22 protein-coding genes are annotated in these 23,066 nt (G+C 35.5%); 19 read left to right on the top strand and 3 right to left on the bottom strand.

Annotated features, from left to right (window positions below; all coding sequences use genetic code 11):
• Positions 1-127: 127 nt before the first annotated feature.
• Together WAX78_RS15445 and WAX78_RS15440 are read left to right on the top strand one after the other, a co-directional pair.
• Positions 128-784 (top strand): YneB family resolvase-like protein, encoded by a 657-nt coding sequence (locus WAX78_RS15445; protein WP_336481217.1) that lies wholly within the window; start codon positions 128-130, stop codon positions 782-784.
• A gap of 45 nt (positions 785-829) precedes the next feature.
• Positions 830-1,069 (top strand): DUF896 domain-containing protein, encoded by a 240-nt coding sequence (locus WAX78_RS15440; RefSeq protein WP_336481216.1) that lies wholly within the window; start codon positions 830-832, stop codon positions 1,067-1,069.
• Between the two features lie 44 nt (positions 1,070-1,113).
• On the opposite strand, the gene WAX78_RS15435 is transcribed toward WAX78_RS15440, so the two are convergent.
• Complete coding sequence (locus WAX78_RS15435; protein WP_336481215.1) at positions 1,114-2,697, bottom strand: bifunctional metallophosphatase/5'-nucleotidase; 1,584 nt, start codon at positions 2,695-2,697, stop codon at positions 1,114-1,116.
• Positions 2,698-2,880: 183 nt separating this feature from the next.
• Here WAX78_RS15435 and WAX78_RS15430 point away from each other — a divergent pair, with 183 nt between their 5' ends.
• From WAX78_RS15430 to WAX78_RS15380, 11 genes are all read left to right on the top strand, one after another.
• Complete coding sequence (locus WAX78_RS15430) at positions 2,881-3,819, top strand: phosphate/phosphite/phosphonate ABC transporter substrate-binding protein (RefSeq protein ID WP_336481214.1); 939 nt, start codon at positions 2,881-2,883, stop codon at positions 3,817-3,819.
• 122 nt (positions 3,820-3,941) lie between these two features.
• A complete protein-coding gene (gene phnC, locus WAX78_RS15425) occupies positions 3,942-4,715 on the top strand; it encodes a phosphonate ABC transporter ATP-binding protein (RefSeq protein ID WP_336481213.1) in 774 nt (257 codons plus the stop codon).
• Positions 4,712-5,509, top strand: a complete 798-nt coding sequence (gene phnE, locus WAX78_RS15420) for a phosphonate ABC transporter, permease protein PhnE (protein WP_336481212.1) — start codon at positions 4,712-4,714, stop codon at positions 5,507-5,509. The genes phnC and phnE (WAX78_RS15420) overlap by 4 nt, the downstream gene beginning before the upstream one ends.
• The gene (phnE, locus tag WAX78_RS15415; RefSeq protein ID WP_336481211.1) at positions 5,506-6,309 is read left to right on the top strand and encodes a phosphonate ABC transporter, permease protein PhnE; all 804 of its coding nucleotides are present in this window, start codon (positions 5,506-5,508) and stop codon (positions 6,307-6,309) included. Before phnE (WAX78_RS15420) ends, phnE (WAX78_RS15415) begins: the two co-directional genes overlap by 4 nt.
• Before the next feature lie 163 nt (positions 6,310-6,472).
• Positions 6,473-7,207 carry a MerR family transcriptional regulator gene (locus WAX78_RS15410; RefSeq protein ID WP_336481210.1) on the top strand — a complete coding sequence of 245 codons (735 nt, stop codon included), beginning with the start codon at positions 6,473-6,475 and terminating at the stop codon, positions 7,205-7,207.
• Between the two features lie 441 nt (positions 7,208-7,648).
• Positions 7,649-9,649, top strand: a complete 2,001-nt coding sequence (tkt, locus tag WAX78_RS15405) for a transketolase (RefSeq protein ID WP_336481209.1) — start codon at positions 7,649-7,651, stop codon at positions 9,647-9,649.
• A gap of 247 nt (positions 9,650-9,896) precedes the next feature.
• Positions 9,897-10,337: a sporulation inhibitor of replication protein SirA gene (sirA, locus tag WAX78_RS15400; protein ID WP_336481208.1), complete on the top strand. Its 441-nt coding sequence runs from the start codon at positions 9,897-9,899 to the stop codon at positions 10,335-10,337.
• A 78-nt stretch (positions 10,338-10,415) separates the two neighbouring features.
• Positions 10,416-10,637 carry a YneF family protein gene (locus WAX78_RS15395; RefSeq protein WP_098309636.1) on the top strand — a complete coding sequence of 74 codons (222 nt, stop codon included), beginning with the start codon at positions 10,416-10,418 and terminating at the stop codon, positions 10,635-10,637.
• 126 nt (positions 10,638-10,763) lie between these two features.
• The gene (locus tag WAX78_RS15390) at positions 10,764-12,515 is read left to right on the top strand and encodes an ABC transporter transmembrane domain-containing protein (RefSeq protein ID WP_336481207.1); all 1,752 of its coding nucleotides are present in this window, start codon (positions 10,764-10,766) and stop codon (positions 12,513-12,515) included.
• Positions 12,515-14,278 (top strand): ABC transporter ATP-binding protein, encoded by a 1,764-nt coding sequence (locus WAX78_RS15385; RefSeq protein WP_336481206.1) that lies wholly within the window; start codon positions 12,515-12,517, stop codon positions 14,276-14,278. Before WAX78_RS15390 ends, WAX78_RS15385 begins: the two co-directional genes overlap by 1 nt.
• A 254-nt stretch (positions 14,279-14,532) precedes the next feature.
• Entirely contained in the window at positions 14,533-15,111 is a 579-nt protein-coding gene (locus WAX78_RS15380) for a DUF2238 domain-containing protein (protein ID WP_336481375.1), read from the top strand.
• Positions 15,112-15,433: 322 nt separating this feature from the next.
• Here the strand turns inward: WAX78_RS15380 and WAX78_RS15375 are convergent, their stop codons facing one another.
• The gene (locus tag WAX78_RS15375) at positions 15,434-15,640 is read right to left on the bottom strand and encodes a DUF3903 domain-containing protein (RefSeq protein ID WP_336481205.1); all 207 of its coding nucleotides are present in this window, start codon (positions 15,638-15,640) and stop codon (positions 15,434-15,436) included.
• Between the two features lie 139 nt (positions 15,641-15,779).
• Here WAX78_RS15375 and WAX78_RS15370 point away from each other — a divergent pair, with 139 nt between their 5' ends.
• The 4 genes from WAX78_RS15370 (at position 15,780) to WAX78_RS15355 (ending at position 20,228) form a co-directional block, all read left to right on the top strand.
• Complete coding sequence (locus WAX78_RS15370; RefSeq protein WP_336481204.1) at positions 15,780-16,181, top strand: NUDIX hydrolase; 402 nt, start codon at positions 15,780-15,782, stop codon at positions 16,179-16,181.
• 229 nt (positions 16,182-16,410) lie between these two features.
• A complete protein-coding gene (alsR, locus tag WAX78_RS15365) occupies positions 16,411-17,316 on the top strand; it encodes an acetoin biosynthesis transcriptional regulator AlsR (RefSeq protein WP_336481203.1) in 906 nt (301 codons plus the stop codon).
• 269 nt (positions 17,317-17,585) lie between these two features.
• Positions 17,586-19,484: an ABC transporter permease gene (locus WAX78_RS15360; protein ID WP_336481202.1), complete on the top strand. Its 1,899-nt coding sequence runs from the start codon at positions 17,586-17,588 to the stop codon at positions 19,482-19,484.
• Positions 19,485-19,652: 168 nt separating this feature from the next.
• A complete protein-coding gene (locus WAX78_RS15355; RefSeq protein WP_336481201.1) occupies positions 19,653-20,228 on the top strand; it encodes an FtsX-like permease family protein in 576 nt (191 codons plus the stop codon).
• A 71-nt stretch (positions 20,229-20,299) separates the two neighbouring features.
• Here WAX78_RS15355 and WAX78_RS15350 read toward each other — a convergent pair whose 3' ends face one another.
• The gene (locus tag WAX78_RS15350; protein ID WP_336481200.1) at positions 20,300-21,208 is read right to left on the bottom strand and encodes an EamA family transporter; all 909 of its coding nucleotides are present in this window, start codon (positions 21,206-21,208) and stop codon (positions 20,300-20,302) included.
• Between the two features lie 544 nt (positions 21,209-21,752).
• On the opposite strand from WAX78_RS15350, the gene WAX78_RS15345 reads away from it, so the two are divergent.
• Positions 21,753-22,460, top strand: coding sequence for a cytochrome c biogenesis CcdA family protein (locus WAX78_RS15345; protein ID WP_336481199.1), 708 nt, complete (start codon positions 21,753-21,755; stop codon positions 22,458-22,460).
• Positions 22,461-22,549: 89 nt separating this feature from the next.
• Positions 22,550-23,056 (top strand): CcdC family protein, encoded by a 507-nt coding sequence (locus tag WAX78_RS15340; protein ID WP_336481198.1) that lies wholly within the window; start codon positions 22,550-22,552, stop codon positions 23,054-23,056.
• Positions 23,057-23,066 lie beyond the last annotated feature (10 nt).

Raw genomic sequence — 23,066 nt, 5'->3', positions numbered from 1 at the left:
GTTTTCTTTAAATTTTCTTACTTGTATTATAACATGCGAAAAAATATTCTACAAACATAAGTTCGAACAAATGCTTAGTTTGTGATACACTATGATGTGAAAAGTGAGATAGAGAAGAGGGTATGAAATGAATGCGATTATTTATGCACGTGTGAGCACGACGAAAGAAGCGCAGGAAACATCATTAGCACGCCAAAAAGATGAATTATTGCATTTAGCTAAGCAGTATCAAATGAATATTGTAAGGGTAGTAGAAGAGAAAGCGAGTGGGTATAGTATAGAACGAGATGGTATTTTAGAAGTGTTAGATACTATTCGTGATGAACATGTTGATGTGCTTCTCATTCAAGATGAAACACGTCTTGGGAGAGGGAATGCGAAAATTGCCTTAATGCATTGTTTACATAAAGAAGGAGTAAAAGTATATACCCATGCGCATAATGGTGAATTACAGCTTTCTGACTCAGATTCAATGGTACTTGATATTATTGGTATCGTAGAAGAATACCAGAGAAAGATTCATAATTTAAAGATTAAACGTGGAATGAAGCGAGCCGTAGAGAATGGATTTCGTCCAGAGAAAAATTTAAAGAACCGTCATTTAAGTACCGGTCGGGAGAAAAAAGAAGTGCCTATTGAAGAGATTGTTCGTCTGCGCCGCAATGAATTAACATTTGAAGAAATTGCGGCAACGCTCCGTGGTTTTGGTCATGAAGTATCAAAAGCGACTGTACATCGCCGATATGTAGAGTATACGAAGCAATTGCTTGATAAACAAGAGTAACTATTGTATGATAATAATCAGTTTTTAGTAGAAAGGGGATTCGAGATGCTAAGTCACGAACTCATTGAACGCATTAATTTCTTAGCGAAAAAAGCAAAAACAGAAGGTTTAACTGAAGAAGAGCAACGTGAGCGTCAATCGCTCCGCGAACAATATTTAAAAGGATTTCGCCAAAATATGTTAAACGAATTGAAAGCAATCAAAGTCGTTAACGAAGATGGCAAAGATGTTACACCGAAGAAATTAAAAGAATTAAAAAAGCAAGATCGTGCAAAGTTAAATTAAAAAGATGGGCGTAGCCCATCTTTTTTGAGTTTGATAAAAAATTGTTATTTGATCACTTTCCAATTATAATTAGTCGTCGCTTCGATCATTTTTCGTTCTAATATGTAATTCGCAATGAGCTCAGACATATCAATTGGTATATCTTTTATAATGGGCTTATTTTGATACATGAAATAATTTCCGCCGCCACTTGCACGATAGTTATTCATGACCACATCGTATTCTTGATGAAATTGAATCGGAGATCCCTCATATTGTAAGGAAACAACCCTTTCCCCAACTGGTTTTGAAATGTTTAATATGTATGAAATTCCTTCCCACATATCGTAATTATAATGCTGTGGTTTTGGTTCGATATATGCAGGGTTTACAATGATATTTCCATCTGTATCTAATGAGAAATATTCAGAAGATAGTTCAAGAGCCTCTTTTATATCTTTTCCTGTAACACGAACGACCTTTAACGTATTGGGATAAATATAATTCGAAACGATATCCCTCATTGTAATGCGGTTTGGAAAGCCGGAAGATTCATTATGAAACAGGCTTGTACAAGAAATATTCACTCCAGCTACATCCATCTGTACTTTATTTATAAACTCGATGAAGGGGTGATCTTGTAAACGGGTTTGCATCGCATCTCGAATCAGCATATCACCAATAATAGTACCAATTGGCTGATCTAACCAACGCTGAGTTTGTTTTTCGTATGTAGATGCCAGCGAAAGTACCATTTTATCTGTTGGAACATTTTCTGCAGATAACAATTCAGAATAACACTCCTCAACAATCCACCCAGTAGTATCCTTTTTTAAGGAGACGTGTACTTTTCCTAATGATTTTCCATTGCTGCCCGCCTGTAAGACGGTTACACCATTTATCTTTGTATCAACAATATAGCGATGTTGGTGTCCTGTTAACAATACATCGATTCCTTCTACTTCTTGACATATTGCATATCCTTGATTTTCTCCAGTTAAAACTTCTGTTGGCTCTCCTGTATGTAAATCTCGTTCAAACCCTCCGTGATATGACACAATAAGTAAATGCGGTTGTTCCTGTTTCCGAATATAAGAAACCCACTTTTTTGTTGATTGTAATGCATCTTCAAAAGTTAGATTTTCAATATGCTGCGGCTGTTCCCAGTTTGGTATGTAGTGAGTTGTAACCCCTAGTATCGCAATTTTTATATTAGGATGTATATGTTTAATGATATAGGGTTTTCCAAAGTAGGGCTCCATTGTTTTTTTATCTAAAATATTAGCAGCCAAATAGGGCATCTTTGCATTTGTAATTGCTTTGTTTAATACGTCCATTCCATAGTTGAATTCATGATTTCCAATAATTGCTGCATCATAGCCGATATGATTGGCGATGATGGACATTGGGTGCTTTTCATGTTGCATATATTTGGCGTAGTAATAAGTAAACGGAGTTCCTTGTATGAAATCACCGTTATCGATCAAGATTACATGTTCATTTTGAATACGTTCTTGCCCAATACGTGTTGTGAGTTTTGCTAATCCTAATTCTGCTTTTTCGTTATTTTGATAGTGAATAGGATAAACCGTACCATGTACATCACTTGTTAGCAAAATATTTATATTTACGACATTATTTGGATTCAATAGTATCAACCTTCTTTATTGTTATCTTATGATAAATCATAACAAATAATCTTAATAAAATATTTTCCGAATGTTTTAAAAGTGTAAAGTTTCTGTAAATTAAAGTCAATGTAAGAAATAATGTGCTATATTTCTAAATGTTTACAAAAAATGTTTATAATTTAGAAAATTGGAGGATTTGACATGTTTAAGAAATTTTTCGCAATGGGTGCAACAGTTGTATTAGCAGTCGGTCTATTAAGTGGTTGTGGGACAAAGGAATCGAGTGCAAGTAAAAGTGAAGATACGAAAAAAGGGTATGTTCCTAAAACATTAAATGTTCAATTTGTTCCTTCACAAAATGCTGATACGTTAGAAGCAAAAGCAAAACCGTTAGAAAAATTATTAAGCGATAAACTCAATATTCCTGTGAAAGTTAGCGTTTCAACGAATTACAACACAATTGTAGAAGCGATGGCATCTAAGCAAGTGGATGTAGGCTTTTTACCTCCAACTGCATATGTGCTAGCTCATGAAAAGAAAGCAGCAAATGTGATATTGCAAGCACAACGATTTGGGGTCGATGATGCAACAGGGCAACCAACAAAGGACTTGGTAGATTATTATAAGTCTGAGTTTGTTGTAAAGAAAGATTCGAACATTAATAGTATTAAAGATTTAAAAGATAAAAAGATTGGTTATCAAGATGTGACATCTTCTGCTGGATATGTATGGCCTGCGGCGCTTTTAATGAAAGAGGGAATTGATCCATTAAAAGATGTGAAACCTGTAACATTAAAGGGTCATGACCAATCTATTATCGCTCTTCTTAATGGTGATGTGGATGCGGCAGTTGTGTTCCAAGATGCTCGTAACATTGTAAAAAAAGATTATCCAAATGTATTTGATCAAACGAAAGTTGTAAAGTTCACAGAGAAAATTCCGAACGATACAATTTCTGTACGATCTGATATGGATGCTGATTGGGTGAAAAAGCTACAAGATGCGTTTATTGAAATTGGAAAGAGTGAAGAAGGTCATAAAATCATCAAAGAAGTATACTCACATGAAGGGTATGTAAAGTCTGATGATAGCAAATTTGATATTGTTCGTGATTACGGAAAGAAAGTAAAAACGCAGTAATCGACTGGTCGTTTTGAAATGATGGCTGAAGATGGCGAGCTAGCTGAAATGATTTTCACTTTCTGCTAGTTAGCCGTTTTTCAGTTTTTTCTTCTATAACATTGAGAAAGTAGGTAAGGTTTGTGATAGAGTTTCACAATGTTTCTAAAGTATATTCCAATGGTACAAAAGGATTAAAAAATATCAATATTAAGATATATAGAGGGGAATTTGTTGTTACTGTTGGGTTATCTGGTGCAGGGAAGTCGACGTTACTTCGCTCTATTAATCGTCTTCACGAAATTACAGATGGAGAAATTTTAATTGATGGACAGTCAATTACAGCAGCGAAAGGAAAAGAGTTGCGCCATCTTCGCCGGGACATCGGAATGATCTTCCAAAGTTTTAATCTTGTGAAGCGGTCTACTGTGTTAAAAAATGTATTAGCTGGACGTGTTGGATATCACTCGACACTTCGGACAATATTTGGACGTTTTCCAAAAGAAGATGTGGAGCTAGCATTCCGTGCATTAGACCGTGTCAATATTTTAGAAAAAGCATATTCACGAGCTGATGAGCTATCTGGTGGACAACAGCAGCGTGTTTCTATTGCTAGGGCATTAGCACAAGAAGCCAAAATTATTTTAGCTGATGAACCGGTTGCTTCTTTGGATCCACTCACGACGAAACAGGTGATGGATGACTTGAAGAACATTAATCAAGAGTTCGGGATTACAACGATTGTAAACTTACATTCTATCGATTTAGCAAGAGATTATGCAACTCGTATTATTGGGTTACATGCAGGTGAGATCGTTTTCGATGGCCCGGTAGAAGAAGCAACGGATGAGAAATTTGCAGAGATTTATGGTCGTTCTTTACAAGAAGAAGAGTTTTTAGGAGTGGCAGCAAAATGAATGATGTGACAATAAAAGCCCAAACAATCCCAAAGCCCCCAAGTAAATTGAAACATATGTTGACCTTTGTTCTTTTGATGCTATTGTTCTGGGGAAGTAGTGTGCAAGTTGAGGCGTCTTTTTCGAAGCTTGTAAGCGGTTTTCCGAATATGATGGATTTACTGAAAGAAATGGTACCACCAGACTGGAGTTATTTCAGCACGATTACATCTGCCATGTTAGATACGATTCGAATGGCAATTATCGGAACAACTTTAGGTGCAATCCTTGCTGTTCCGCTTGCTTTACTGGCAGCGAGTAACGTATTTTCATCTGTTTTTTTATATGGACCAGTTCGGTTTCTTTTAAATTTGATTCGGACGATACCCGATTTGCTACTCGCGGCAATTTTTGTTGCGATTTTTGGTATTGGACCGCTTCCAGGTATTTTGGCTCTTACTTTTTTTTCTGTTGGAATTGTCGCGAAATTGTTGTACGAATCGATTGAATCGATTGATCAAGGCCCACTAGAAGCAATGACGGCAGTGGGGGCGAATAAAGTACAATGGATTGTTTATGCGGTTATTCCGCAAGTAGCAGCTCATTTCGTTTCTTACGTGTTGTATACATTTGAAGTTAACGTAAGAGCAGCAGCCGTTTTAGGTTTAGTTGGTGCTGGAGGAATTGGTTTATATTACGACCGAACACTCGGTTTTTTACAATATCAACAAACTGCTTCTATTATTATTTATACACTGATTGTTGTATTAATCATTGACTATATAAGTACAGTGTTACGGGAGAAATTATTATGAGTAGGGCGATACAAGTAATGCCAAAGCCAAAGAAACTAAGTTTATATCGCTGGATCATCATAGGTGCGTTAGCGATGATATACATATGGGCATTTTCAGGTGTTCCAATGGAGGGGATAAAAGAAACTGCTGGTCAAATTACAAAAGCAATCATGACGGGGATAATCAATCCTGATTGGGATTATGTCTCTTTGCCAGACGGAGAGGATTTGCTGCACGGGCTTGTTGATACGCTAGCGATCGCTGTGTTAGGAACATTTATATCTGCTTTCCTTTGTGTGCCGTTTGCTTTTTGGGCAGCAACGAATATGAGTACAGGAAAAGTGACTTCCGGCTCAGGGAAATTTGTATTAAGTTTTATTCGAACATTCCCTGAATTGGTCATGGCGCTTCTTTTTATAAAAGCGGTCGGCCCAGGTTCTTTTGCGGGGGTGCTAGCGTTAGGATTACATTCAATAGGAATGCTTGGGAAATTATATTCCGAAGGTATTGAGAATATCGATAAAGGGCCTACAGAAGCATTAGTAGCTACTGGAGCAAATCGTTTTCAGGTGCTTTGGTATGCTGTATTACCACAAGTATTACCCGACTTTTTATCGTATACGCTATATCGCTTTGAAATTAACGTCCGCTCTGCCTCTATTTTAGGTATGGTTGGTGCAGGCGGAATTGGGACACCATTAATTTTTGCATTGAGCTCTAGAAATTGGCCTCGTGTAGGAATTATTTTGCTAGGGATTATTATAATGGTAATTGTCATTGATTTCATTTCTAGCTCAATTCGAAAACGGATTGTATAAAGTTCAGCTTCCATTAGTAGGATTGCAAATGTGGGAGATTGGTAGTCCATTGAAAAACACCTTCTATTTCATGTGAATGAATAGAAGGTGTTTTTTATATATTTTTCTATTGACCCTAACGCTACGTTATACTTTATTGTAGGGAATGAGGGAGGGCAAAGTGATGACAATGAAAGTGAAAGAAGTAGCAGATTTAGTTGGTATTAGTGTGCGCACACTGCATCATTATGATGAAATTGGGTTATTAACCCCGGAGGAGACTACCGAATCTGGTTATCGCCTTTATTCCAACGATAATTTGGAGACATTGCAACAAATCTTGTTTTTCAAAGAACTGGGCTTCCCTTTAAAGAAAATTAAAGAAATTATCAATAATCCTTCATTTAATCGAGAAGAGGCACTTGTTTTGCACCGTAAAATGCTGCTTGAGAAGCGCTCTAGACTAGATAAAGTGATTGCGACGATTGATAAGACGATTCAACATTCGAGAGGAGAAATTCAAATGACAAACAAAGAAAAATTTGAAGGGTTTGATTTTAGTCAAAACCCATATGAGCAAGAAGCACGTGAAAAATGGGGAAATGAAGCTGTTGACAAAGCAAATAAAACAGCAGCAAACATGACGAGAGAAAAACAAGAAGAATATAATGCAATCTATAGGAAGCTTGCGGTACTTCGTAATGACTCACCTGAATCAGAGCAGGCTCAAAAAGCAATTAAAGAATGGTATGATTATTTGCAGAACTTTGGTCATTATTCATTGGATGCATTTAAAGGTCTAGGGCAAATGTATGTCGATGATGAACGTTTTACAAGAAATATTGATCAATTCGGTGAAGGCTTGGCGGAGTTTATGCGTGATGCGATGGCAGTGTATGCAGATCGTAATAAGAAGTAAAATGTATATTTACAATTTTAAAGGTCCTATTCTCCATTTTGGGGGATAGGATCCTTTGTTTGTGAAATAAGAAAAAAGTGGCTTTTATATTAGAAAGTGTTTGAAAGTATGGTTATCAGTTGTAAACAAAATACGATATTTTAAATTATAAATAAAAAATGCGGAAAAATACGTGTATCATTTCGAATGCAATGTTTAAAGATAATGAGGGGTAGTATGTAATTATTGATTAATGACAAGAAAGAATCCAAGGGTATAAGAAAGGTTTGGACATAAGAGTATAGCTGATATATATATCATGAATTTTAGTACGTTTTTTGAACAAATCCGAAAAAACATCAACATATTTGTCCGTACATGTTGTATAATCTTGCAAGGAAAGATATCATATAGATGTGTAAAACGAAAACGTTTACTACTATAAACGAAGGGAAGAATAGCATGTCACATTCAATCGAACAACTTTCTATCAACACGATTCGCACACTATCCATTGATGCGATTGAAAAAGCAAACTCTGGTCACCCAGGAATGCCAATGGGTGCAGCACCAATGGCGTATACAGTATGGACGCAATTTATGAAACATAATCCAAATAACCCAACGTGGTTTAACCGTGATCGTTTCGTATTATCTGCAGGTCATGGTTCAATGTTACTATACAGCTTACTTCATCTATCTGGTTATGATGTAACAATGGATGATTTAAAGAATTTCCGCCAATGGGGAAGTAAAACACCAGGTCATCCTGAGTTCGGTCACACAGCAGGTGTAGATGCAACAACAGGTCCACTTGGACAAGGTATCGCAACAGCTGTTGGTATGGCAATGGCTGAAAGACATTTAGCAGGGAAGTACAATCGTGATGAGTATAACGTTGTTGACCATTATACATACGCAATTTGCGGTGATGGAGACTTAATGGAAGGCGTTTCTGCTGAAGCATCTTCATTAGCGGCTCATTTAGGATTAGGTCGTCTTGTTGTGTTATATGATTCTAACGATATTTCATTAGATGGCGATTTAAATCGTTCTTTCTCTGAAAGCGTAGAGGATCGCTATAAAGCATACGGCTGGCAAGTAATTCGTGTTGAAGATGGGAACGATATCGGAGCGATTACGAAAGCGCTTGAAGAAGCAAAAGCTGACGAAAAACGTCCAACATTAATCGAAGTAAGAACAACAATTGGATTCGGTTCACCAAACAAATCTGGAAAATCAGCTTCACACGGTTCTCCACTAGGCGTAGAAGAAACGAAATTAACAAAAGAAGCATATACTTGGGCATTTGAACAAGATTTCTATGTACCAGAAGAAGTATATGAAAACTTCCGTAAAACAGTACAAGATGCTGGACAGACGGCAGAAGCTGAGTGGAATGCAATGCTTGATGGATACGCAAAAGCATATCCAGAATTAGCAGCTGAATTACAAACAGCAATGAAAGGTCTTCTTCCAGAAGGTTGGGATAAGAACTTACCAACATACGAAATGGGTTCAAAAACAGCAACTCGTTCATCTTCAGGACAAATTATTAATGCAATTGCTGAATCTGTACCATCATTCTTTGGTGGATCTGCAGACCTTGCTGGTTCTAACAAAACATACATGAACAAAGAAAAAGACTTCACAAGAGAAGACTACAGCGGTAAAAATATTTGGTACGGTGTACGTGAGTTCGCAATGGGTGCAGCAATGAATGGTATCGCACTTCATGGCGGTTTAAAAACTTACGGTGGTACGTTCTTCGTATTCTCTGACTACTTACGTCCGGCAATTCGTCTTGCTGCGTTAATGCAACTGCCAGTAACATATGTGTTCACACATGATAGTATCGCAGTTGGGGAAGATGGACCAACGCATGAGCCAGTCGAACAGCTTGCAGCTCTTCGTGCAATGCCAAACGTATCTGTTCTACGTCCTGCTGATGGTAATGAATCTGTTGCAGCTTGGAAGCTAGCGTTAGAATCTACAAAAACACCAACAGCATTAATCTTAACTCGTCAAGATCTTCCAACATTAGAAGGTGCTAAAGACGATACGTATGAAAAAGTTGCAAAAGGTGCATACGTAATTTCTGCAAGCAAAAAAGAAACTGCTGATGTAATCTTACTTGCAACTGGATCTGAAGTAAGCTTAGCAATTGAAGCACAAACAGCATTAGCACAAGACGGTGTTGACGCAGCTGTTGTCAGCATGCCGTCTATGGACCGCTTTGAAGCACAATCTGCTGAATATAAAGAATCTGTATTACCAAAAGCAGTAACAAAACGTTTCGCAATTGAAATGGGTGCTACTTTCGGATGGCATCGTTACGTTGGTCTTGAAGGAGATGTACTAGGTATCGATACATTCGGTGCTTCTGCTCCTGGTGAAAAGATTATGGAAGAATACGGATTCACTGTAGAAAACGTTGTTCGCAAAGTAAAAGAAATGCTTTAATGATTTTAGAAAAATCTCTCCGGCATGGAGAGATTTTTCTATATAAAAGAGTTTATTCCGTTGCTTAGGAGCAATAAGACTCTAATTGATGAGAATTTTTTATCAGTGGAGGGGGAAATCTCCATTGATGGAAGTGTCACTTTATTCGACAGAAAAAGTTTTTTCTTTCTCCGCAGTCAGACAATCATTGCATATTTGTTTCTATATAATGAAAAGAAATGAAGTTGTCCAATGCGGGAGGGAAAATATGAGAACGTATGAACTGTACTTAATTCAAGAAGATGTTACGAAGTCATATTTCGGTCGTGAGTTTTTATTGTTTGATTTGTTTGCTAGTTTTGCACAGTCTCGTTCCCTTTCAGAAAAGAAAGTGTTGTATAAACAAATAAAGTATATTACGTTGCCCTTACAAGTAATGAAATTACATCATAAAATGGAACAGGTACTGCGAACATACGGGAAATATGAAAGAAATGAGCATATGCATATTATATCCAATGAAAATGTGTATGGAGAAGTGAGTATTAAACCGCAATATATTCGAATGCATACTTCTAAAAATGTTGAAATGGAAACAGCCATTTTTGAAGTACTTAGAAAGTGTGAATTAACATTTCTTGCGATGGATTATGAGAGTCAACAATACGGATGGTTAAATCCTCTCAAACAAGTGCGTACTTATATATAAAAAATGTCGAATACAATCTTGTCTTATTGAAAAGGTTTTAGTACACTGTAAGGTAGACAACATGAAGGAGGAAAATATATGTCAATTTGGGTAGTTGTTCTAGTGGGCGTATTAGCACTAGTAGCAGGCGTTGCGTTAGGGTTTTTCATCGCACGCAAATATATGATGAACTATTTACAAAAAAATCCACCAATTAATGAACAAATGTTAAAAATGATGATGATGCAAATGGGACAAAAACCATCCCAAAAGAAAATCAATCAAATGATGAGCGCAATGAATAAACAACAACTAAAATAAGCGCTACAAAGGGCACTCCTATTCGAGTGCCTTTTTATTTTGTTTCCTATAAATGTTTTAAACTTTAAAAAATTCAGTAATTTTGATAAACTGAAAACATCGCTCATTTGGGATAGGAGGTATATAATGAAAGTTTTTTTAGACTTGGCGTGGTTTTTTAAACAAGAGAAACGAGCGTACATATCTGGTGTTTTTTTATTGTTTGGCGTTGCTCTTCTTGAACTTGTGCCACCAAAAGTGATCGGCATTGTTGTTGATGAAATTAGCAATCATTCATTAACAGCTAAGAAGCTATTACAATGGGCAGGGATTTTAGTTGGTGCCGGGGTGACGATGTATATTTTGCGTTATGTGTGGCGCATAATGATTTTCGGCTCTTCTTTAAAGTTGGCTCGTCAATTACGTCAAAAACTGTATAAGCACTTTACTAATATGAGCCCATCATTCTACCAACAGCATCGTACTGGTGATTTAATGGCACACGCAACAAATGATATTCAAGCAGTTCAGCAAACAGCTGGCTCTGGGGTGTTAACGCTTGTAGACTCATTAGCGGTGGGCGGATGTGTTCTTGTTGCGATGGGGTTTACGATTAGTTGGAAGTTAACATTAATCAGTTTAATTCCAATGCCAATCGTAGCGGTTGCGACAAACTATTATGGAACGTTGTTACATCGTCGTTTTCATAAAGCGCAGCAGGCTTTTTCAGAAATCAATGATAAAGTTCAGGAAAGTATGAGTGGAATGAAGGTAATTCGTTCACTTGGTCAAGAAAAAGAAGATTTACAAGCATTTCGTGATAAATCGGAAGATGTAGTACAGAAAAATATTCTTGTTGCTCGCATTGATTCATTATTTGACCCAACAATTTCTTTAATTGTAGGTTTTTCTTTCTTAATTGCAGTGTGTTATGGTTCTGTATTGGTTGTTCGTGGTGAGCTTACGATAGGAGAACTTATTACGTTTACTTCTTATTTAGGGACGCTCGTATGGCCGATGTTAGCGTTTGGTTGGCTATTTAATATTATGGAGCGTGGACGTGCTTCTTATGATCGTATTCAAAAATTATTCATGCAAGTATCGGATGTTGTGGATAGAGAAGGGGCAAGTAAAGAAGTAGCAAGTGGTAATATCAAGTTTGATATTGATACATTCTCGTATAAGAAAAATGAAGTGATAAATCTACAAGATATTCATTTTTCTTTACAAAAAGGGGAAACTTTAGGGATTGTAGGGCGTACCGGTGCAGGAAAAACAACATTATTAAAGTGTTTAATTCGAGAATATGATCATTTTGATGGAGGGGTACGAGTTGGCGAAACTGATATTCGAGATATGACGTTACATGCCATTCGTTCCGCTATTTCGTATGTACCACAAGACCATTTCTTATTCTCTGCAAATGTAGGAGAAAATATCGCATTTGGAAAACCGGATGCCACATATAAAGATATTGCACACGCAGCTACTATTGCATGTATTCATGAGGACATTACGAAATTCCCAGAAGGATATGAAACAGTGGTTGGTGAACGCGGCGTTTCTTTATCAGGTGGCCAAAAACAGCGTATTTCGATTGCGCGTGCATTATTAACAAATGCTGAAATTTTAATTTTAGATGACTGTTTATCAGCAGTAGATGCAAAAACAGAAGAAACGATTTTAGCGGCATTAAAGCGTGAACGTGAAAATAAAACGACTATTATTACAGCGCACCGCCTAAGTGCTATTCAACATGCAAATTTAATTCTCGTTATTGACGATGGGAAGATTGTACAGCGTGGAACGCACGAAAGTTTGATGCAACAAGACGGCTGGTATAAAGACATGTATGAAAGTCAACAATTAGAAGCACTAGTTGAGAAAGGAGGGGTATAATGAACGAGAAAAAGCGAAGTGACCTATGGCGTCTATTATCCTATATGAAGCCATATAAGAAACTGCTGACGCTAGCGTTTTTATTTTTAGTTGGTGCAACTATAGCGGAAATGATGGGCCCTTTTTTAATTAAGAAATTTATTGATGAGCATTTAGTTCCGAAGAATTTTGAGCAAAATGTATTAGTGACGTTATTTGTTGTGTATATAGTCTTTCATTTATTAAAAGTGTTCTTTACGTATTTGAATTTATTATATTTCCAAAACATTGCCTTCAAAATTGTGCAAGATATGCGTGTAGAAGTATATGAACATGTACAAAGTTTATCGCTTAGCTTCTTTGATCGTACACCAATTGGAACGCTCGTTTCTCGGATAACGAACGATACGGAGGCGATTAAAGATTTTTTTGTAAGTGTATTATCTACTTTTGTAAAAAATATTGTGTTTTTAATCGGTATTTTAATATCTATGTTTCTACTTAATGTGAAACTTGCCTTATTTTCATTACTTCTTATTCCAACTATGATTACGATTATGGCTTTTTATCGTCGCAAGAGTTCGGTCTTTTATTTAGAACTGCGCAATCAATTAAGTATATTAAACGCAAAATTGAATGAATCTATTCAAGGTATGAACATTATTCAAGTACTCCGCCAAGAAAAACGGATGCGTAAAGAATTTGAAGAAGTAAATGAAAAACACTACGGAGCAGGACGCCGCAATTTGAAATTAGATGCACTGCTTTTACGTCCAGCGACTGATCTTGTTCATACTTTGGCAATTGTATTGGTGTTGACGTTGTTTGGAATTGATGCAATGCATAGTCCTGTTGAAGTTGGTGTATTATATGCCTTTGTTAACTACATTCATCGTTTCTTTGATCCAGTAAACGAAATGATGATGAAATTGTCTTTTTTCCAGCAAGCAGTTGTGTCATCATCGCGTGTGTTTCTTTTAATGGATGAAAAAGATTTAGCACCAGTGCAACAAGGGAATGAAACTCCTTTCATGACAGAAGGGGAAATTGAGTTTAAAAATGTTACGTTCTCTTATGATGGAAAACGTGACGTACTGAAAAATGTATCTTTTCATGTAAAACCGGGGCAAACTGTTGCTTTTGTTGGGCATACAGGTAGTGGGAAAAGTACAATTATGAACTTATTGATGCGTTTTTATCATGTTAATCAAGGGGAAATTGTAATTGATGGGGTTGGGTTAGAAAACTTTCAAGAGATGGAAATACGAAAACGTATCGGTCTTGTATTACAAGATGCTTTCTTATTTGCTGGAACAGTTAAACAAAACATTCGCATGTATGATGAAAGTATTACGGATGAAGAAGTGGAAGAATCTGCAAAATTTGTGCAAGCAAATACATTTATCGAACAGCTATCAGATCAATATGATACAGAGGTAGTTGAAAGAGGAGCGGCGTTTTCGAGCGGTCAAAGACAGCTTGTAGCATTTGCGAGAACTGTTGCTACAAATCCGAAAGTATTAGTGCTGGATGAGGCAACAGCGAACATCGATACAGAAACAGAAGAAGCAATTCAAACGGCATTGCAACGTATGCGAAAAGGGAGAACAACCATTGCGATTGCACATCGTTTATCGACAATTCAAGATGCTGACCAAATCTTCGTGATGCATGATGGTCAAATTGTTGAGAGAGGAACACATCAAGAATTGTTGACGCAACAGGGGTTATATTACAATATGTATTTGTTGCAGAATAAAGGAAGCCTTCAGAAAGCCTTGTAAGAACAAGGTTTTGAAGGCTTTATTTTTTTAAAATGAGCATACAGAATTTAATACTGGATCTCTAGAAAGTTTTTATATTATGTTTAATAGGACTTAAATATTTGTTTTTTGTTCATTCATTACTTAACAATAAGGATTGTATGAAATGTTGTAATTTGTATTTTAATCGAACGCATATTCTTTGGATGGGTTGAAATATGGTATAAACAACTTAATTATAGGAGGAGGAGAATTTGACGATATATCGTTCACATATGTTATTATTTATTAGTTTTTGGATCGCTTTATTTATCTCAGGAATACAGCCGAAAGATTTGTTTACATGGTGGCTAGAAGTATTACCGGCTATTATTCTTGTATTGATTTTAGCGGCGACATATCATCGTTTTCGATTTACGACGTTTACGTATGTTTGGATTTGGCTCCATATGCTTATATTACTTATTGGTGGACATTATACATATGCGGAAGTACCTCTCTTTAATTGGTTGCGTGATACGTTTCATTTAGAAAGAAATTATTATGACCGCGTAGGTCATTTTGCGCAAGGCTTCGTTCCTGCTCTTATCACACGTGAGGTTCTCATCAGAGTGGTAGAAATTCAAAAAAGGGGATGGTTATCAATCCTTGTAATTGCTGTGTGTCTAGCATTTAGTGCGCTATATGAATTGCTTGAATTTTTAGTTGCCAAATTGACAGGAACGGCAGCAAATGCTTTTTTGGGTACGCAAGGAGATCTGTGGGATACACAGTGGGATATGACTTTAGCACTAATAGGTGCAATTTTAGCTCTATTATTGTTTAGAAATGTACAAGATAGAAAGATGAAATAAGAGATTAATATGTATTACATATTAATTATATATGTAATACATATTTCACATATAAAGAAGATTACTATACTATAATAAATGTAACATTTGAATGTTTGATGTATTACCGGTAATATCCCTATCCCTTTTTTAAAAATGCGAACTCGATTGATTTCTTTTCCTGTACGGAAAATATTGTTCGATATCCATTATGGAACGTACATAATGGAAAAAATCCCGATTTCCTAGAGGATGCCCCTAATCTTCATGTGATAATGTGTACGGAGAAAACATAAATGTTTCTTCCGTTTACAATCGGAAAAAAGAAAGCTGGCCATTTTGGTCAGCTTTCTTTTTTTTCTGCAATGATGTCCTCTTTTATAATCTCTGTTTTCAATAATAATGCTTTTCCAAAACGGCGCTGACATTCCTCAGTTATTTTTTGAACTGCCAATGTGTTAGAAGAAGCAGCAACAGTTACTAATGTTTGTCGTGTTCCTCGATTTTCCTCACAAAACACACAATCCACAACATACTTAGAAACTTTCACAGAATCCTTCCTTTCTGTTTTTTAGGAATGCGCTGTCTTTGAAGTTGCTAAAAGTATTCGATAAATTATAAGCTTCTTCCTCTTTTTTCGAGGGAAAATTAGGTGAAAGACAGAATAATATGTATGGGAGGGATAGAGGATGAAGCGTTGGATTGGAGCAGCAGCCATTTGTATGAATGATAATAATGAAGTATTAATGGTATTACAAGGAAAGCCAGAAGAAGAAAAACGTTGGTCTGTACCTTCAGGTGGCCTAGAAAAAGGAGAAACATTAGAAGAGTGTTGCATACGTGAAGTATGGGAAGAAACAGGGTATCGTGTTGAAGTTATTGAGAAAGTACATGAAAAGATAGGTGTTACATTCGATATTCCTGTACAAGTACATTATTATGTTGTGAAAATAGTAGGGGGCGAAAGAAAAATTCAAGATCCAGATGGATTGATTTATAAGATCGAGTGGAAGCCACTTCAAGAACTTGAAAATATTCCTCTTTCATTTCCGGAAGATTATGAGTTGTTGTGTCAGTTGTGTATATGCTAGGAAATGATTGAGGCGAGAAATACGAAAATGTATATGGAGAGATAATTGAATATTGAAGGGAATAAAAGAAAACGTATATTAGGACTCCCTTGTATACGTTTTTTTTATCTCGTAAAAGCCCGATTGGTGAGAGCTTTCCATCAGTGAGGGCTTTTTAAAAATATTTGTCTAATATATAATTCTTATGGTATTAATTTATTATATATATTAGTAAAAAAGGGTGTTTTATATGGAATTACGGCATTTACAATACTTTATTGTTGTAGCAGAAGAGCTTCATTTTGGAAGAGCAGCAGCTCGCTTACAGATGACGCAGCCACCGCTTAGTCAACAAATTCAACAATTAGAACAAGAAATGGGAGTTACACTATTTTCAAGAACGAAACGAAGAGTAGAGTTAACAGAAGCAGGAGAGCTGTTTTTAAAAGAAGTGAAAAAAGCATTTATACAAATTGATAAGGCAGTCGAAGTTGCCCAGCGAGCACAAAGAGGAGAAATCGGATCACTGTCTATTGGCTTTGTTGGTTCAGCAATGTATGATATTTTGCCGCCGATTGTTCGAGAATATCGAAAGAAATTTCCGAATGTATCTGTTGTACTTCATGAATTATCGACACCAGAACAAGTAGATGCACTTCACGATAATCGAATTGATGTCGGATTGTTGCGGCCACCTATTACAAGTCAGTTATTACAATTGGAAACAGTTCATCATCTTTCTTGTACACTTTGTTTACCGAAGGCGCATCCGCTTGCGAATAAACAAGAAATATATATTGAAGATTTGCAAAAGGAGCCTTTTGTTTTCATTTCACGAAATGTTTGGCCAACATTATATGATAATATTCTCTCTTTATGCCGTGATGCAGGGTTTAGTCCGCAAATTGTACAAGAGGCGACAGAATATCAAACCGTTGTAGGACTTGTTGCTGCTGGAATTGGGATAACGGTAATACCAGTGTCTGCAAATAAATTATACCAATCAGAGGTTGTATATAAAGAAATACGTGATTCTAATTTTGTGGCGGAACTAGCGGTTGCGTATCGAAAAGCAAGTACAAGCCCAGAATTACAAGAGTTTTTGAAAATAGCGAAAGCAAGGAGAATGAATTTATCCCGCACTAACGAGCAGTAAGGCTAGGGAAGAACGGGAAGGAAAACTGCCCGTAAGAGCCCGATTGGTGAGAGCTTTCCCTCGGAGAAAAGGCACTCCGATGGAAGTTTCACTTTATAAAATGACGAGAAAAATGACAAAACTGTAAGAATGTACTGAGGTATGTAAGGAAGTTCGATGTTTTCCTCATTCTTTTTTTATTATAGTGAAAGAGAAGAAAGAATAAGGAGATGTCATGCTCATGATGATACATATGTTTATAAAAATAAAAAACGTGGGAGGGAAGGTAGATGACGTTTTCTCAACTCGCGTTTAAAAATGTTAGTCGAAATATACGTGCATATGCCGCGTATTTTTTAAGTAGTGCATTTTCAGTTATGATTTTCTTTTTATATGCTTTATTTATTTATCATCCTGATATTTATGGAAGTAAGGAATTTCCAGGAGCTGTTCGGCAAGGAATGCTTGTTGCAGAATACATTATTTATTTCTTTTCTTTTTTCTTTATTTTTTACTCTGTTAGTTCATTTTTAAAGGTTAGGAATAAAGAGTTTGGTATTTTTGTTATTCATGGTATTACAAAGCGGCAATTGATTCAGATGATTTTCTTTGAAAATATGATTGTCGGTATAAGTGCTCTTATAAGCGGTATTGCTTTCGGTTGTTTATTTGGAAAGTTATTTTTTATGCTAGCAAGTACAGTAATGAACTTAAAGAGTTTGCCGTTTTATATGCCATGGCAAGCTATGAAATTAACAGCGATTGTGTTTTTGACATTGTTTTTCATTGTTGCTTTTATGACAAGTTTATTTGTGCAAAGTAAAAAAGTGATCGCGTTATTAAAAGGGAATAAGAAACCCAAGCCTGAACCGAAAGCTTCTATTCTATTATCTATAGTAGCAGCAAGTTTGATCGCAATTGGATATATTTTATCTATGGCAGCAACTCCTGGTACTATCATGTTTTTATTGTTACCTGTTTCAACTATTGTAATTATTGGTACTTACTTTTTATATTCACAACTTAGTGTATTTATCATAAGGTTTTTAAAACAATGGAAACATATATATTGGAAGAAAACAAATTTATTATCCTTTTCTATGCTAGCCTACCGCATGAAAGATAATGCACGTATGTTCTTTATGGTAACGATTGTATCGACTGTTGCTTTTTGTGCCATTGGAACGTTTGCTGCTTTTTTAGAAGCGCAAAAGGATGAAACGATGAATAACATACCATTTGCTTTTAGTTTGATGACTTATAATGAACATCAAGCACAGAAAGAACAATACGAAAAAGAAATTGAAGCTACTTTTCAAAAGGAAAAAATTATCTATAAAAAGGTCAGTGCAAAGTTGAGTTTTCAAGCAATTTCTAATCAGACGCAACCAGCGGTTATTATGAGTCAGGCTGATTATAATACATTTGCAAAGCAGCTTGATTATGAAATGGTGGCATTAACAGGTAAAGAAATAGCCCGTGTCCCTTCTTTTGGACAAAGTAATTTTATTGATACTTCTAAAGAATCAGATGTAACGTTACAAGGAAGCGGAACACAACTTCATGTTTCTCATGTGTTGCAACATAATATTTTTTCAGGCGCTGTATTTCCAGGTCAAATCTTAGTTGTTTCTAATGAAATGAAACAATTGATTACAGAGGGACAGAAAACAGTAAGTTATACAGCGTATGAAGTGAAGAACTGGGAAGAAACGACGCAAGTAGCAGAGCAATTAGAGAAACAAATAAACCAAAAAGGGCAATATGAATTTTCATCACGCATTACAACTTATAATGAGATTAAACAAATGACAAGCATTATTTTATTTATCGGTTTGTTTGTCGGAGTGATATTTTATCTATCTGCTGTCAGTTTTTTATATTTTCGTTTATTTACTGATTTAGAAACGGATAAACAATATTATCAATCGCTTATGAAACTAGGTATGGGCGGAGATGAACTGAAAATAATTATGACCGTACAAATGGGAGTATTATTCTTTATTCCGATTCTCATAGCTGTTTTGCATACGAGTGTTGCTTTGATGACATTGCAAAAATTATTTTTATCAGAGATTCTTCGTTCTTCACTTATTGTTATGGGGGTATTTTTATTCGTTCACACATGTTACTTTTTACTATTAAGAAAACGATACTTTTTACAACTGAAAAAGCAAATTATGCGATAAAAACAGCGGTGTTACTTTGTAACATCGCTGTTTTTAATTTCAATACAATATGTATTTTTCAATCTAGGTCTAAAGACTTAGATATAATTCCTATTGGAGTTGGATGCGAAGGCACATATCATTTTATATACTAATTTGTGGTATAGGAAGTTGTACGGAGGAGTTGTTATGTCGTTATTTCAATTAGCACGAAAAAATATACAAGAGCATGCAATAGAACATTTACAACATTTTGTTTTTATTTCTTGTAGTGTGATTGTATATTTTCTTTTAGTATCCATTCAATATAATGAAGCTGTTGTGGGGGCAATAAAGCATAAATGGTTACTAATGAATTTTTTATATTATGAATCCACAATAACCTTCAGTTTTTCATGTCTTTTCATACTGTATGTACACGCTCGTTTTATGAAAAAGCGTCAAAAAGAATTACAATCGTATCGATTAACTGGCATGAAACGAAAGCAAATAGGGCTTATATTATGCTATGAGCAAGTTATGATAGGGGGAGGAGCGCTTGTTTTTGGGCTTCTTCACGGTATGTTATTTTTAAAGTTATTTACTGTTATTATTCTGAAAGTAACGGGTTGTCAAGGGATAAGTAGTGCACCAATTACGATACATGCCTTTTTGTATACAGTTATTTTAATTCTTATTGTTATTTTATTGACGACAGGGCAATGTTATCGATGTGTGTATCAATTGAGTAGTGTAGATTCAAATGAAGTGAAAGGCAAAGTATGAATGCTTTGTGTATATGTAAAACATTAATATAAAATGAAAACCGGGCTTCTTAGAAAAGTCCGGTTTTCATTTTATGCTGCCACTTTTTTATGTGTATGCTGTCTTGTGTAACGTCCGCGCATTTTATATGCAATTTGTGGAATTATAATGCCAACAAGAATAAGAGCAACACCAAGCCATTGTGAGGCCATTACAGCTTCTTTTAAAAGAAGTACGGACATAATTGTTGTAACTGGTAGTTCAGCAGCGCCTAAAATCGTCGCTACACCAGAGCCAATTTTGGGAATTCCAATTGTAAATGTAATGGTGGGAATCACAATACTAAATGTCCCTAATGCTAATCCGTATTTCCATAATCCATTTGTAAGTGCACCATTGTATATAAACGTTGGTGGGAAAGCAATCATTACTAATGTTAATGCGCCTGCCATAAGCAACACGCCGCGAGGTAATGATGGGACTTCTACTGCCACTCTTCCGCTCACGAAAATATAAAAAGCAAATGCAATTGCTGATAATAATCCGAAGAAGATACCTTTCATATCAAAGCTTCCTGCTGATTGTTCGAGTAATCCGCTTGAAAGAAACGTTCCAGCTAGTAAGAAAAGTACAGAAATCATTTTCTCTCTAGAAGGGAATGTTTTTGTTGCAACTGCTTCAATGATAATCCCGATCCAAACGAATTGGAATAGTAAAACAATAGCGATAGAAGCTGGTACAGTTTGTAATGAACCGTAATAAAAAATACCTGTTAAGCTGGCTGATGTGCCTGCGATAAATAAAATAATCATTTGCTTTAATGGTACACGATGCCTAGAGATTAATAATGTAATCGCAAGTAAAATGAGCCATCCGAACAAATATTGACTTCCGATTACTTCTCCTAGTGTAAATCCTTCACTGTACGCAAATTTAACAAAGATTGCTAAAATACCGTAACTGCATGCTCCTAATAAAACGAGTAATGAATAACGAAGCACCCTATATTCCTCCAATCTATTTTATTAGTAACTATGTTCCAAAACGAACAAATATAGCTAGATGGAAGTATACAAAATTAAAAATGTAGGGTCAACTGAAAGAAAAGTGTGACATTTTATAGAATAATAATAAAAGTATGATATTTATGCATAATGATGAAAAAAGAGGGATATATTGCTTGAGAATATAAGAGGAATATGAATATAACTTTCATTACAAAAAAATATTTTATAATAATAAATGAAGTGAAATATATAAATCTAAATTAAAAAACGACAGAAAAACCTCTTTCTTTTTAGATGGGCAAGAGCATTTAATGCATAGCAGCGACTTATATGTTGAAAAATCAAAATGGATTTATCTCGCTATTCGCGGGCAGTAGGACCCCCGACTGATGGAAGTTTCACTTTATATAAACAAAGCAAATATCAATACTACGAATAGAATTTCATGATATTCATAGTGATAATAGTAAGTTCATGAATTTTTCATGGTATTCGCTGTGGATTTTGCTACAATAAATAAGAAGAGAGGAGGCGTAACATGCAAGACATTAATATCTTTTTAGCATTTGGAGCAGGTTTTTTATCATTTATTTCTCCATGTTGTTTACCGCTCTATCCAGCATTTTTATCGTACATAACAGGGATGTCTATTTCTGATTTAAAAGAGGAGAATGCCATGCTTCGTAAACGGAGTATGTTGCATACAGCATTTTTCTTAATTGGGTTTTCGATTATTTTTATTGCAATCGGTTTTGGAACAAGCTTTGTAGGGACATTTTTTGTAGATTATCAAAATCTAATTCGTCAATTAGGAGCTATTTTTATTGTTGCTTTTGGTCTTGTTATAATAGGAGTGTTTAAACCAACATTCTTAATGCAAGATAAAAAAATTACATTTAAAAGTAGACCGAGTGGTTACTTTGGTTCTACTTTAATTGGAATCGCATTTGCTGCGGGATGGACACCTTGTACAGGCCCGATTTTAGTATCAGTTATTGCACTTGCTGCAACAAACCCACAATCAGCGATGTTATATATGGTTGCTTACATACTTGGTTTTGCAATTCCATTCTTTATTTTGTCGTTCTTTATTACAAAAATGACTTGGATTAAAAAGCATAGTGCATCGTTCGTTAAAATTGGCGGTTATATTATGATTGCAATGGGTGTATTACTTTATTTTAATGGTCTTACAAAAATCACTATATTCTTTTCGAATTTATTTGGTGGATTTAAAGGATTTTAGTTTTTTTTATAGAAATGTTGGAAATACTAAAAGTAGAGCATATAATGAGACTATATTTTCGATATTTTCAAAATAAAGGGTGAGTACGAATGAATTTAGCTCTTTTATCAAGTATTATGGCGGTTTGTATGGCTGTCGGAGTCATGTTTATTCGTTTGAAAGCAGCAAAGAAACCAGCTACTTTGAAAAAAATTGTACTTCCACCAATCTTTATGAGTACGGGTGCAATTATGTATCTTCTCCCTGAATTTCGTCTAACAGGACAAGAAATATTAGAAGCAATTATTGTAGGGTTAATTTTTTCTGTTTTTCTTATTAAAACATCAAAATTTGAAATACGTGGGCAAGAGATTTATTTAAAACGTTCTAAAGCGTTTGTCTTTATTTTAATCGGTCTACTTGTGGTTCGCATTGCGTTTAAATCGTATTTAAGTCAGACGGTTGATGTAGGACAATTAAGTGGAATGTTTTTCTTACTTGCATTTGCTATGATTATATCTTGGCGCATTGCAATGTATCGTTCGTTTACGAAGTTGCAAAAAGAAATGAAAAAACAATCTGATTTTTATAATGAAAAAGATATAAAATTAACGTAAAAACCTCAAG

The organism is Bacillus yunxiaonensis, from assembly GCF_037104695.1.
In the GTDB taxonomy this organism is placed as follows: domain Bacteria; phylum Bacillota; class Bacilli; order Bacillales; family Bacillaceae_G; genus Bacillus_A; species Bacillus_A yunxiaonensis.
This window is presented reverse-complemented; position numbering and strand designations above follow the sequence as displayed.